The organism is Buttiauxella cochleicola, from assembly GCF_021283185.1.
In the GTDB taxonomy this organism is placed as follows: domain Bacteria; phylum Pseudomonadota; class Gammaproteobacteria; order Enterobacterales; family Enterobacteriaceae; genus Buttiauxella; species Buttiauxella massiliensis.
Window position 1 is genome coordinate 86,480 of the sequence record NZ_JAJSOS010000001.1, and the last position, 13,736, is coordinate 100,215.

General features: G+C 49.9%; 12 protein-coding genes. 9 read left to right on the top strand and 3 right to left on the bottom strand.

Annotated features, from left to right (window positions below; genetic code table 11):
• Positions 1-137: 137 nt before the first annotated feature.
• Positions 138-2,393 (top strand): mechanosensitive channel protein, encoded by a 2,256-nt coding sequence (gene ybiO, locus LVQ76_RS00395; RefSeq protein ID WP_232865051.1) that lies wholly within the window; start codon positions 138-140, stop codon positions 2,391-2,393.
• Here the strand turns inward: ybiO and rlmF are convergent, their stop codons facing one another.
• Positions 2,394-3,335, bottom strand: coding sequence for a 23S rRNA (adenine(1618)-N(6))-methyltransferase RlmF (rlmF, locus tag LVQ76_RS00400; RefSeq protein WP_232920720.1), 942 nt, complete (start codon positions 3,333-3,335; stop codon positions 2,394-2,396). It lies immediately after the preceding gene.
• Positions 3,336-3,436: 101 nt separating this feature from the next.
• Between rlmF and LVQ76_RS00405 the strand changes: the two genes are divergently transcribed.
• The 6 genes from LVQ76_RS00405 (at position 3,437) to ybiJ (ending at position 8,301) form a co-directional block, all read left to right on the top strand.
• Entirely contained in the window at positions 3,437-4,060 is a 624-nt protein-coding gene (locus tag LVQ76_RS00405) for a flavin reductase family protein (protein ID WP_232920721.1), read from the top strand.
• Between the two features lie 178 nt (positions 4,061-4,238).
• A complete protein-coding gene (mcbA, locus tag LVQ76_RS00410) occupies positions 4,239-4,499 on the top strand; it encodes a DUF1471 family periplasmic protein McbA (RefSeq protein ID WP_034456479.1) in 261 nt (86 codons plus the stop codon).
• Positions 4,500-4,861: 362 nt separating this feature from the next.
• Positions 4,862-5,848 carry a TRAP transporter substrate-binding protein gene (locus tag LVQ76_RS00415; protein WP_232865054.1) on the top strand — a complete coding sequence of 329 codons (987 nt, stop codon included), beginning with the start codon at positions 4,862-4,864 and terminating at the stop codon, positions 5,846-5,848.
• A gap of 72 nt (positions 5,849-5,920) precedes the next feature.
• Entirely contained in the window at positions 5,921-6,418 is a 498-nt protein-coding gene (locus LVQ76_RS00420) for a TRAP transporter small permease (RefSeq protein WP_232865055.1), read from the top strand.
• Positions 6,418-7,719 carry a TRAP transporter large permease gene (locus LVQ76_RS00425; protein ID WP_232865056.1) on the top strand — a complete coding sequence of 434 codons (1,302 nt, stop codon included), beginning with the start codon at positions 6,418-6,420 and terminating at the stop codon, positions 7,717-7,719. Before LVQ76_RS00420 ends, LVQ76_RS00425 begins: the two co-directional genes overlap by 1 nt.
• 321 nt (positions 7,720-8,040) lie before the next feature.
• Positions 8,041-8,301, top strand: a complete 261-nt coding sequence (gene ybiJ / locus LVQ76_RS00430; RefSeq protein ID WP_232920722.1) for a DUF1471 family protein YbiJ — start codon at positions 8,041-8,043, stop codon at positions 8,299-8,301.
• 133 nt (positions 8,302-8,434) lie between these two features.
• On the opposite strand, the gene ybiB is transcribed toward ybiJ, so the two are convergent.
• Both ybiB and dinG read right to left on the bottom strand, forming a co-directional pair.
• Positions 8,435-9,403 carry a DNA-binding protein YbiB gene (gene ybiB, locus LVQ76_RS00435; protein WP_232920723.1) on the bottom strand — a complete coding sequence of 323 codons (969 nt, stop codon included), beginning with the start codon at positions 9,401-9,403 and terminating at the stop codon, positions 8,435-8,437.
• Positions 9,404-9,417: 14 nt separating this feature from the next.
• Entirely contained in the window at positions 9,418-11,577 is a 2,160-nt protein-coding gene (gene dinG / locus LVQ76_RS00440; protein WP_232920724.1) for an ATP-dependent DNA helicase DinG, read from the bottom strand.
• 167 nt (positions 11,578-11,744) lie between these two features.
• On the opposite strand from dinG, the gene LVQ76_RS00445 reads away from it, so the two are divergent.
• Together LVQ76_RS00445 and LVQ76_RS00450 are read left to right on the top strand one after the other, a co-directional pair.
• Positions 11,745-12,866: a ribosomal protein uL16 3-hydroxylase gene (locus LVQ76_RS00445; RefSeq protein ID WP_232903988.1), complete on the top strand. Its 1,122-nt coding sequence runs from the start codon at positions 11,745-11,747 to the stop codon at positions 12,864-12,866.
• A 70-nt stretch (positions 12,867-12,936) separates the two neighbouring features.
• The gene (locus LVQ76_RS00450; RefSeq protein ID WP_232865059.1) at positions 12,937-13,692 is read left to right on the top strand and encodes a MerR family transcriptional regulator; all 756 of its coding nucleotides are present in this window, start codon (positions 12,937-12,939) and stop codon (positions 13,690-13,692) included.
• Positions 13,693-13,736 lie beyond the last annotated feature (44 nt).

Here is a 13,736-nt window from a genome sequence, read left to right on the forward strand (position 1 = left end):
TTGGCGTAGGTCGGATAAGCGCAGCGTCATCCGACACCAGTTCGACGTTCGCACCAGATAATTCCTGTTTTCCCGACCACCAACCCCCGCGCTCTATACTTATTCCTTTGTCTGACTTTTCAGTTCGGAGGAACGCCGTGCCGCTACTCTTGCTACTGCTGTGCATGTTTAGCTTTCAAACGCAGGCCGTCACTCTACCGGCTGCGGCTGTTGCCGCGTCTGCTCAACAGAACGCGACCACCCCGCCCGCTGAACCTAACCTTGAAGAAAAAAAGAAAGCCTATTCAGCCCTGGCCGATGTGCTGGACAACTCGCAGTCGCGTGATGAACTGATTGGGCAATTGCGCAAAGTAGCCGCCACACCGCCGCCTGATCCGGTGCCCGCTATCGTTCCACCAGAACAACTGAGTGAAGACAAAACGGTTCTCGAAAATGTGACCGATGTAAGCCGCCACTACGGTGGTGAGCTGGCCCAGCGCTTTGCCCAACTACACCGTAATATTACCGGTGCTCCACACAAGGCCTTCAATCAACAAACTTTTTATAATGCGCTGACGCATTTTACGATGCTCGTCGTAAGCGTTTTTGCCTTTTATCTGTTGATTCGTGCCTGCATGACGCCTGTCTGGACGCGCATGGGCAAATGGGGGCGCAAAAAGAATCGCGACCGGTCGAGTTGGTTTCACCTGCCACTGATGATCATCGGTGCGTTTATCATTGATCTGTTATTGCTGGCGTTGACCATTTTCGTCGGGCAGATCTTTAGCGACATGATGAACGCTGGAAATCGCACTATCGCCCGTCAACAAGGGCTGTTTCTGAATGCTTTTGCGCTGATTGAATTCTTCAAAGCCATCCTGCGTTTAATTTTCTGCCCCCGCTTTCCTGACCTACGCCCATTTCCGGTGCCAGATCAAAGTGCACATTACTGGAATCTTCGCCTTGCGGGGTTAAGCAGCTTGATAGGCTACGGTATTTTGGTTGCGGTACCGATTATTTCTAATCAGGTAAACGTACAGGTAGGAGCGATTGCCAATGTGGTGATTATGCTCTGCATCACCCTTTGGGCTTTGTATCTGATTTTCCACAACAAACGCCAGATTCAGCAAAGTCTGATTCAACTAGCCGACCGCTCAATGGCGTTCTTTAGCCTGTTTATTCGTGCTTTTGCACTGGTCTGGCACTGGCTGGCTAGCGCCTATTTCGTTGTGTTGTTTTTCTTTTCGCTGTTCGACCCGGGCAACAGTCTGAAATGGATGATGGCAGCGTCTGTGCATAGTCTGGCGATTATCGGTATCGCGGCGTTTATCTCGGGCATGTTGTCGCGCTGGCTTGCGAAAACCATCAACCTTTCACCACAGGTGCAGCGCAACTATCCTGAACTGCAAAAACGCCTTAATGGCTGGATCTCCGCCGCCCTGAAAATGGCGCGAATTATGACGGTATGCGTGGCGGTCATGCTGCTACTAAACGCCTGGGGACTGTTTGATATGTGGGCGTGGATTTCCAACGATGCCGGTGAGAAAACTATCGATATTATTATCCGCATCGTGTTAATTCTGCTTTTCTCCGCCATAGGCTGGACTTTACTGGCAAGCCTGATTGAAAACCGCCTGGCGTCAGATATTCATGGCCGACCGATGCCCAGTGCCCGCACCCGTACACTGCTGACACTGTTCCGTAACGCTCTGGCGGTGGTTATCAGCACCATCACTATCATGATTTTGCTTTCAGAGATTGGAGTGAATATCGCCCCATTACTGGCTGGGGCTGGCGCACTGGGTTTAGCCATTAGTTTCGGCGCGCAAACCCTGGTGAAGGACATCATTACTGGCGTCTTTATTCAGTTTGAAAATGGGATGAATACCGGTGACTTAGTCACCATCGGGCCGATTACAGGTTCTGTTGAACGCATGTCAATTCGCTCAGTAGGCGTGCGCCAGGATACCGGGGCTTACCACATCATTCCGTGGTCATCGATTACCACCTTCGCCAACTTTGTGCGAGGTATTGGTTCGTTTGTCGCCAATTATGACGTGGATCGCCAGGAAGATGTTGAAAAAGCAAACCGAATTCTGAAAGAAGCCGTAGATGAACTGATGGAACAGGATGACATTCGCAAGCTGGTGATTGGTGAGCCGTCGTTTGCCGGGATTGTTGGTCTAACCAACCAGGCCTTTACCGTGCGCGTATCATTCACCACACAACCTTTAAAGCAGTGGTCGGTGCGATTTGCATTAGATGGGATGGTGAAGAAACACTTTGATGCGGCAGGGATTCGCCCACCGGTACAAACCGTGCAGGTTATGCAACCCGGCAGCGATGCCACTCAGGCGCTTCAGGAGTCACAGGCAGCAGCGGGAGCACTGCCACCTGCCAATCCCACTATCTGACTATTTGTAACGTGTAGCGGCCCAACGAGCACGTTGTACGTCGTTCATAAACGTCCAGGCGATGAAGCGGCTCTGCTTCTGACCCTGGGCCATCTCTTTCTTCACGACTTTCTCAACGCCCGCTTCCTGCAATGCGCGATAAATCAGAGGCAAATTCTCGCCACGAGAAACTAATGAGGTAAACCACTGCACTTGACGGCCAAATTCTTTACTTTCGTTAACCATCTGGGTGACAAAGGCTACTTCGCCACCTTCACACCACAACTCTTGTTCACGACCACCAAAGTTCAACGCACCATTTTTATCCTGGCCGAGGTTTACGCGTTTACGTTCGCTACCGCTGCGCGCTGCCTGTGCGGAGTCGTGGAACGGAGGGTTGCAAAGTGTGGCATCAAACATCTCATTTTTATGAATAATACCAGGAAGGATTGCAGTCGGCGTTTTCTGGCGACGCAGACGAATCAGACGTGACAGCCCTGGATTAGCATCAATAATCGCCGTGGCGCTGCGCATTGCTTCAGGGTCCACATCGGTGCCTGTAAAGCGCCAGCCATATTCATGCTGGCCAATCAGTGGATAAATACAGTTCGCACCAACGCCCACATCCAACACTGAAGCCTGAGATGGCACCACACCGCCGTTACCTTCAGCCAATAAATCGGCCAGATGGTGAATGTAATCAGCACGGCCAGGGACAGGTGGGCAAAGAAAACCGTCTGGAATACTCCACTCTTTCACGCCGTAGAAGTGCGCAAGCAGCGCCCTATTCAGCGCTTTCACCGCCATTGGATCGGCAAAATCAACCGTAGTATCGCCATGCGGGCCAGGGCGTAAAAATGCGCTCAATTCCGGGCTGCTTTGCGTCAGAGCAGGGAAATCATAACGGTTACGATGGCGGTTGCGTGGGTGCAGACCCGGTTTAGTGGTGTCAGGGGTTTTCATTGCGGCTTCTCCTTGTGTGGGCGCGTAAGATACTCTGTGAACCCTGCGGGGTAAATACGCCGCGTGATTTTCGCCTGAGATAAATCAACATAAGGTGCGCTATGTCTAAACGCTATTACTACGAACCTGCCGATGGGCATGGTTTGCCACATGACCCGCTTAACGCCATTATCGGCCCACGTCCTATCGGCTGGATTGCTTCATATAACCAGCAGGGCGCGCGCAATCTTGCACCATACAGTTTCTTTAACTGTTTTAATTATCGTCCACCGATTATCGGTTTCGCCAGCAGCGGTTGGAAAGACAGCGTGCGCAATATCGTTGAGACTAAAGAGTTCGTCTGGAATCTCACCACCCGTGAACTGGCTGAACAGATGAATGAAACGTCAGCCTCAATACCCCACGGTGAGGATGAGTTTCTCCGCGCAGGGCTAACTGCCGTTGCAGGACGTAAAGTCAAAGCAAGCCTGGTTGCCGAAAGCCCGGTCAACTTTGAATGCTGCCTGTCGCAATGCATTCAGCTCACAGCTGCCGACGGTACGGCGATTGATACCTGGCTGGTGCTTGGTGAAGTGGTCGCGGTTCATATTGACGAGTCACTGCTAAAAGACGGTATTTACCAGACCGCGCTGGCAAAACCGGTGCTACGAGCGGGCGGGCCATCAGCTTATTACACGATAGATGAGACTCACCGCTTCGATATGATTCGCCCTGACGCGCGATAAAATCAGCAAAATCATGAACCTGTATCTCACTGATCTGTAAGTATTTCGTCAAGTTTTGTTGTTCAAAAAATAAGCACAAGTCCATCAGTTTTTTGCGGCTATCGTTTACCACATTGCACCTACACTTTTAGTGTTGATGGTTTTTTAATCATCCCCCAAAAGCAATGAGGATGTGATTATGAAAAAATTTCTGTATTTTTCTGCGGTTGTCACCCTTGCGGCATTACCGTTTGCAACCATGGCAGCCCAGGAATTGTCTGCGGGAAACACCGGTCAGCTTCGCCCCGCAGGAACAGTCACCGTCACCGGTGCAAGCAACCTTGACGATCTACAAACCAAGCTTGGAGAGAAAGCGAAAGAAGAAGGGGCAAAAGGCTTTGTTGTTAACTCAGCTAGCGGTCAGAACAAGATGTTTGGTAGCGCAACTATTTATAAATAGCCCCAACGGGTTATCCCGTGGGTATCAATAATAGCGGTTTCCTTTTTTGGAGACCGTTATTTTATTATTTCTTATAAATTGCAATCATTCATACAACTTATAAATATAGTAATCCCGAGCTATCTACTCGATTATTCCTTACACTCCACCTCTAATAACCATGTAAATTCGCTTGTGAAATTAAAATCATTTCTAAAATAGAAAAAGAGAGTGAGCGAGGACACAAAAAATAGTAATACCGCGCTGGTTAAATAAAAAATGTGAAGTTGGAACAGTATGGTTATCGGACAAATATCATAAGCTGTTATACAGCAATGTTTGACTCTACTCGTTTCTTAACATTTTTGCAGGGAGCAAAATCCATGAATCTTTTAACTCTACCTCGCCAATTACTTTGCGCTTCACTTATTACACTGTGTGCTACAGGTGCAAATGCTGCAGATAAGATAACCTTAAAACTCGCTCACAACCTGGAACGCAGCCACGTTGTACACCAGGCTTTTGAAGAACTTGCCAAAGAGGTACAACAACTTTCTGACGGCAATATGCGTATTCGTATTTATCCAAGCAGCCAGATGGGAAGTGCCAGAGAAACTCTGGAGCTTTTACAAAATGGCGCACTGGATATGACCAAAGGTTCTGCGAGTGATTTAGAATCTTTCGACAACACTTACGCTATTTATAATTTACCTTACTTATTTAAAGACCAGGCGCATTTTAATCGTGTGGTATTTGGTGAGGTAGGTAAAGAAATTATGGACTCAACAAAAGATAAAGGGTTCTTTGCTATTTCAGCTTATGTTGCAGGCACCCGTAGTTTCTATGCTAAAAAACCTATTACCAAACCTGAAGATTTAAAAGGGCTAAAAATTCGTGTTCAGGCAAGTCCAACCACACTAAAAATGGTTGAACTGATGGGCGGCTCGCCAACTCCTATTTCTTTCGGTGAAGTTTATACCGCCATGCAGCAAGGCGTGGTAGATGGCGCGGAAAATAACGTACCGTCATGGGTTCAGACACGTCATATCGAAATTGCCAAAGTGTTCTCCGAAGATGAACACACCTCCATTCCAGACTTCCTGGTTATTTCGACTAAAACCTGGGCCAAACTCTCGCCCGAGCAGCAACAAATCTTGATTAACGCCGCGAAAAATTCCGAAGCTTACCAGCAAAAACTGTGGGAAAAAGTCGATGCCGATTCGCGTGCCCAGGCTAAAGCAATGGGTGCAACTATCTTGAGCGTTGATAAAGCTCCATTCCGTGCTGCAGTAAAACCGCTTTATGACGACTTCGCTAAAGATCCAAAACAGGCGGCTTTGCTGGCTAAGTTTGAATCCGCTGCTGAGTAATTTAGAGCTGCAAGTTTCAGCGGGTGATAAGTCATCGCCCGCTCGTCCAGGTTAATTTTCAGGTATGTAAACATGATACTTAAGCCCATAAAGCTTGCGGTAGACCGGACTATTGCCACTTTTTCGGTGTTGGTGATGATCGCTCTGGTTCTCTGCGTAGTATGGCAAGTTTTCAGCCGCTATGTACTAAACCAGCCCAGCACCCTCACCGATGAACTGGCGCGTTTTCTGATGATTTGGGTCGGTCTTTTAGGTGCGTCCTATACCGTTGGCGCACAACGCCATCTGTCCATCGATTTTCTTGCAATGATGCTGCCAGACCATAAAAAGCCGCTGCTCGGCATTCTCATCAACACGCTGGTATTGCTGTTCTCGGGTGCGGTTATCGTCAACGGTGGCTTGAAACTGATTGAAAAAACCTTAGCCACTTCGCAACTCTCAGCAGCGTTACAAATCCCGATGGGATATGTCTACATTGTGCTGCCATTAAGCGGGGCAATTATGATGTTTTACTCGCTCTATTTTATCCTGACCGACGCTCACACTCTGGTCAGCAAGGAAGGGAAATAATGGAAACTTATATCGCCCTCACCTTATTTGGTGCGTTCTTCGTGCTGGTCTTTATCGGCGTTCCGATTTCATTTGCGATTGGCATTGCCACCGTTTCTTCAATGCTGCTGATGTTCCCGTGGGATGTGGCGATTATCACCGTTTCACAACGCCTCGCCAACGGCCTGGATAACTTTGCTCTGCTGGCAATTCCGTTCTTTATCTTTGCCGGAACGCTGATGAACAGCGGCGGCATAGCCATCCGCTTAATCAACCTCGCGCAAATAATGGTTGGGCGCATTCCAGGTTCACTGGGCCACGTTAACGTGCTGGCGAACATGATGTTTGGTTCCATTTCCGGTTCGGCTGTTGCTGCTGCGGCGGCTGTTGGCGGCACGCTTTCGCCGATTCAAAACAAAGAAGGCTATGACCCGGCGTTTTCTACGGCGGTCAACGTCTCATCCTGTATTACCGGATTGCTGATCCCGCCTTCTAACGTGCTGATCGTTTTCTCGCTGACGGCGGGTGGCGTATCGGTAGCCTCATTGTTTATGGCCGGTTATTTGCCGGGCATATTAATGGGCCTGTCAGTCATGTTGGTATGCTGGATTATCTCCAAACGTCGTGGCTATCCGGTATCAGCGCGTCCAACCTGCGCACAAGCAGCCAAAGCGTTTCTCGATGCGCTGCCGAGCTTGTTGTTAGTTATCATCGTTATGGGCGGGATTCTGGGCGGCGTCTTTACCGCGACAGAAGCCTCAGCCATCGCGGTGGTTTACACCTTTGTGCTCTCGGTGCTGATCTACCGCGAAGTGAAATGGCGTGATTTACCAAAGCTGATCCTTGATTCAGTGGTCACAACATCCATTGTTCTGCTGCTGATTGGTTTCTCGGTGGGCATGTCCTGGGCGATGACCAACGCGGATATCCCGTACATGATCAGCGACACGCTGATGGGCATTTCCGATAACCCGCTGGTGATCCTGCTGCTGATCAACATTGTGCTGCTGATTGTCGGCATCTTCATGGATATGACGCCAGCGGTGCTGATCTTCACACCAATCTTCCTGCCAATTGCGCAAGATTTGGGGATGGACCCGGTTCATTTCGGCATCATGATGGTGGCGAACCTGTGCGTTGGCTTGCTGACCCCGCCGGTAGGTAGCGCGTTGTTTGTCGGTTGCTCCATCACTGGAGTTAAAATCCAGAACCTCATTAAACCGCTGTTACCCTTCTACGCTGCCCTGTTCGTCTCACTGATGATGATTACCTACATCCCGGAAATTTCCCTGTTTATTCCTAAACTTCTGGGATTGATGTAAACCATCGATAAAAAACGGCTTTCGGGCCGTTTTTTATTTTTCACTCTTAAAATAGCGCGCAAGCGATTGCAGGACAGACCAGATGCGTGATGGCAAAAAAAGTAGCAAAAGATGCGAAAAGCGAAGCGGGATCTGTGTCACATAAATAGAGATGATAATTCGCGTGCTAATCATTACTCATTTCAATGAGTTAGCTTAGCTTCAAAAATTTTGAATAAGGTGGTCAATTCTATTCGATTTATTATTCTGCTCAAAAGTGTGACCATAATCACATCGACGGAACAACGTCACTTTAAACAGAATAACCTGCGAGAATTAATTATGAAAACCATCAAATATGCTGTAGCCGCTATCGCCCTGACCACTCTTTCTTTCGGTGCAATGGCTGCACAATCTATCAGCGCTGCTGATGCTCAGAACATGTACAAAATCGGTGTAGTTTCCGCTGATAACGCAACCACTCTGGATGGCCTGGAAGCGCAACTGGCTTCTAAAGCAGAACAAGCTGGCGCAAAAGCGTACTCAATCACTTCTGCTAACACCAACGGAAAAATGAGCGGTACTGCGGTTATCTACAAGTAAGACTGCTGTATTGCCCTGATACACCCTCATTTTGGAGCTCTGCTCCACCCTGTTTGACTCTGTTATGACCCTTGTTGCCCGCGACCATTTATCGCGGGCTTTTTTTGTCGTTTTTCTGTCAAACACCCATGAATCAGAAGACCTGATTAACGCGGGTTAAACCTTCCTCATATGTCGTAGCTTCACCCGTTGCCACAAGACAACATGCCATTTGTATTTTTAATGACTGCGGTACGGGTTCAACGCCTGCAACGCAACGTTCAGTCCAGCGGGCGGTCACTTCCGGGTCTTTTCCAGCAGGCAGCACCACTTCTTCATCGCTGACTTCCGTCTGGCGTTCACTCACTACGCGCGAACCGAGGCTGTCGATAAGCGAAATCTGCGGGCAGCGTTGCGGGTTGGCATACACCTCCCCTTCTGTTCCATGCATCAGCAAGCCACGGCCGCCAATATCGGCAAAGAATTTTGCTACTTTCGGGACATATTCAGGATGGGAAACACTGGCAAGACGTAATGCGGCATCTTCTGCAAATGGAGTCGCCAGTTTGGCAAGTGTATGAGCGCTATTTCGTACACCCATACGCCAGCGCATCGCGAGCTGATCTTCCATCGGAGGGCACAGCGCACTGACAGGAATATAAACCGGGTGATGTAGATCCAGTTTAGCTTGCGCCTGACCCGCATGTAACGTTGGTTCAATGCCCATCAGTGTAAAAATGGTTTCCGTTAATACACGCGTTGGGTCATGGCTAACGCCGTGTACTACCACCGGAAATCCAAGGCGATTAAGCAAAATAGCCAGCAATGGCGTGAGGTTCGCTTGTTTGCGCGCGCCATTGTAAGAAGGAATAACAATTGGCATTGGTTTGTTCGCTGGAGGCGTAAGTGTAATCATGTGGTGCTTCATCGCGTCATAGAAACCGAGCATTTCCGCCTCGCCTTCCCCTTTGATGCGCAATGCAATCAGCACTCCACCCAGCTCCAGTTCTGGAACTTCACCTCTGAGCATATGGGCATATAAGCCACGAGCGGTGTCAAAATCCAGATCGCGAGCATGGTTCTTACCGCGCCCGACTTCTTTAATGATCTTACGGTAATCCACTCAGATTCTCCTTTCTATTTCTTGCTCACACGTTTGCGCCGCACCGTCTTTTTCGGCGTGGTATCAATCAGTTTAGCTGCTGGCGCCTCGGGTTGACTGATCGGAAACACCGGTAACGCACCCAGTAAACGTTGACCATAATTTTTGGTCAACAGGCGGCGGTCATAAATCACTACCTCACCATAACAGCCATGGCTACGAATTAAACGTCCAACTTGTTGGATAAGATTAAATGAAGCACTGGGTAAACTCTGTACTTCAAAAGGATAGCGTTTCAGGGTTTTTAACCATTCACCCTCAGTGAGCACCACTGGGCTGTCGATAGGCGGGAAAGCGATTTTATGGATGTGTACCTGACTGAGTAAATCACCTTTTAAATCAATCCCTTCAGCGAAGGATTGTAAACCAACCAGCACGCTGGTTTCGCCCTGCTCAACGCGTTTACGGTGCAGCTCCACCAGTCTGTAACGGGGCATATCCCCCTGCACCAGTAATGTCAGGCGCAAATCGGTGACATGCGTCAGGAATACCTGCATCGCACGGTTGCTGGCAAATAGCACCAGCATGCCTTTGTGTTCGCCTTTCGCCAGTTCGGCACGGAAAAATGCAGCCATCTCAGCCAGATGCTGGGCTTCATTTTCCATGGTTGGCTCAACGGTTAACTGCGGTATAACCAGCTTGCCCTGTTCAACATGGTTAAATGGCGAATCGAGCGCAATAAAACGATCGCCCGCATCTTCATCCAGCCCGCTCATCTCTTGCAGTCGGTCAAATTTATTCAGCGAGCGCAACGTTGCAGAGGTCACAATCACATGTGGAACGTTGCGCCAGACCAGTTTTTCTAACTGATCGCAAACACGAATGCCCACACAATGGAAATACAGATGTGGCTGCCCTTCACGGATTTCTCGCGTCACCCACTTCGACACCGGTGCTCCCGATGCCTTTTCCATTGCCGAAAGCCGCCACAGTTTGCTCTGCGTTTCGAAATAGCCTAACGCCCGGTTCATGTGCAGCAGTGAACGGTGCAAACGCACAATATCGTGCGTTCCGGTTTTTTCGCCAAGATCGTTAAGCAAGGCCTCCGACAGGCTGCGCAGCCCTTCCATCAGCTTTGCCAGCCGCTTGCAAATCACCATAATTTCTTCGGGCAGCACGCCCATTTCAAAACGATGCTCGGCCTCTTTTTCGCCCGGCAACCACAATGAAACAATGCTGTTAAATGAGCTGAGCAGCTCAAAAATTTCGTCGCAATGATTGGTCAAACGTTCTGGATTGGTCAGCGGCGGTGGACTTTTTGGGCGAAACTGCGCCATGCAGGTTTCGACCAGTTTGGTGAAGAGATCGAACTGCAAACGGCTATAACCCGGCGTGACTTCGGCACTCATTTCCAGCGCGTCACGCGCCACATCCGGCAGATGGTGGCCTTCATCTAAAATCAGCAGCAGGTTTTTGGCTTCAGGCAGCACCGCATCACTTTCCATCGCGGCCATCACCAGTGCGTGGTTGGCGACCACCACTTCGGCATCGTCTATTTCACGGCGAGCCACAAAAAACGGGCATTCACGATACCAGTGGCAATTACGCCCCAGGCAACTGGCTTTATCAGTACTTAAACGCCGCCAGAGATCGTCTTCAATATTTTGCGAAGTGTGGTCACGCAACCCGTCCCATTTATAGGCATCAAGATCGGTTTTCAGTTTTACGCAACGCTGCTGTTCATCTTTGCTGGTCGGCGCCATCTCGTCTTCGAGAAAAGCCAGCAAATCGCCCTGTGAGGCGTTGTCTGTTGCCAGAGCGGCAAGATTGCGCGGGCAAACGTAACGCCCACGGCCAAACGCGGCGGTAAATTTCAGATCGGGAATAATTTTGCGCAGCAGCGGCAAATCTTTGCTGAATATTTGATCCTGAAGAGCCACGTTTGCCGTGCTGACCACCAGCGTTTTTTGCTCGCCGCGTGCAATAGCGATACCGGGGATCAGGTATGAAAGCGTTTTCCCCACGCCGGTAGGAGCCTCAATCGCCAGATGACGCCCCGCTTCACCCGCGAGCGTTTTCGCCACTTCGGCAATCATTTGCCGTTGCGGTGGGCGCGGAATAAAGTCCGGGATCTGCTGTTGTAGCGCCTTATACCAGGCGGCGATTTGCTCTTTTTGAGCGGAGGACAAGGCCATAAAAACCACTTTTACTGTATAAACAGCCACTATTGTCCCACTTTTTACCGTGAGGCTGTATTGTTTTTTCTAAGCCCTCTTACCGCTTGCCTTGACTCATGACAAGGCGGCCAGTAGCCGCTCTTCTCTATAATCGAGCCCGTTTATCCACCACTGGTATCAAAAAAATGGATTATCAACTTAATTTAGACTGGCCTGAGTTCTTAGAGAAATACTGGCAAAAAAAGCCGGTCATCTTAAAAAATGCGTTTCCTGATTTTGTCGATCCGATAACCCCGGATGAGTTAGCCGGTCTCGCTATGGAAGCTGAGGTGGATAGCCGACTGGTTAGCCATACCAACGGTCAGTGGCAAGCAGCCAACGGTCCTTTCGAGCATTTTGACAACCTGGGCGAAACCGGTTGGTCATTGCTGGCACAGGCTGTAAACCACTGGCACGCGCCATCTGCTGAACTGGTGCGCCCATTCCGCGTGTTACCAGACTGGCGTTTAGACGACCTGATGATCTCCTTCTCCGTACCTGGTGGCGGTGTTGGTCCACATATCGATCAGTACGATGTGTTTATTATTCAGGGCATGGGTAGCCGTCGCTGGCGCGTGGGTGACAAACTGCCAATGCGCCAGTTCTGCCCACATCCTGCGTTGTTGCATGTTGATCCGTTCGAGCCAATCATTGATCAAGACCTGGAACGTGGAGATATTCTGTATATTCCACCGGGCTTCCCACACGATGGCTTCACTCACGAAACTGCACTCAACTATTCCGTTGGTTTCCGTGGGCCAAATGGCCGCGATTTGATCAGTAGTTTTGCTGATTACGCGTTGGAAAACGATCTGGGTGGCGAGCACTATAGCGATCCTGACTTAACCGTCCGCGAACATCCTGGCAAAGTTGAAGGTTACGAACTTAATCGCCTGCGTGACATGATGATGGAAGTCATCAGCCAGCCAGAAGATTTCAAACAGTGGTTCGGCCGCTTTGTTACCACACCGCGCCACGAACTGGATGTTGCTCCGGCAGAGCCGCCATATCAGCAAGATGAAATCCTTGATGCGTTACTGGGCGGTGAAAGCCTGACTCGTCTGAGCGGTTTACGAGTGCTGAATGTTGACGGTGAGTTCTTCGTGAATAGCGAAGCAATGGAAGTACCTGTTCCGGCAGCAGCGGACGCATTGTGCCGTTACACCACACTTGGTCAAACAGAACTGGGCGACGCGTTAGAGAACCCGGAATTTGTTAACGTGCTGACTGAGCTGGTAAATCAGGGCTACTGGTATTTCGACGACTAAATAGTTCTCCAAAGTTATCGTCACTGACTACAGTTATACGGGGGCTTCCCGGGCAGACAGTGGATTTAACATGGCGCTTTATACCATCGGTGAAGTGGCTGTGCTTTGCGATATTAACCCCGTGACGTTGCGTGCCTGGCAACGACGTTACGGGCTATTAAAACCTCAGCGCACGGATGGCGGGCATCGCTTGTTTGATGATGACGACATCGAACGTATCCGTGAAATCAAACGCTGGATTGAAAACGGCGTTCAGGTCGGCAAGGTGAAAGCCTTATTGGGCGGCGAACTCCAGGATCTGGATAGCGGCTGGCGTGAACGCCAGGAACTGCTGCTCCACCATTTGCAAAGCGGCAGCCCGAACCGATTGCGTACCTGGATGGCTGACATTGGCCGTGATTATCCCGCAGAAACCCTCGTCCATCAGCTTTACACTCCCCTTCGTCGCCGACTGCAATGCCATCAAGTCACATTGAATACTCTACTGAGCCTCCTGGATGGCGCACTGATCAACTACATTGCACTGTGCCTTGCCTCGGCGCGTAAACGCAGCGGCAAAGATGCGTTACTTGTAGGTTGGGACACGCCCGATACCACGCGCTTGTGGATGGCTGCGTGGATGGCAATCCAGCAGGGTTGGCGCATTGATGTGCTGGCCCATCCACTCCATCAATTGCGACCTGAGCTTTTTGCTCAACAAACACTGCTGGTGTGGTGTGGTGATACACCGACCCCCAATCAGCTCGACCAACTGGAGCTTTGGCGCTGTGCAGGACTGCAAATTTTCCCACTAATGAGCAACGGACAGTCGACTGAACGCGCATAAGGCAAAGTTAATAGTTCATTAACAAGCCTGCTTCATCTTATAAT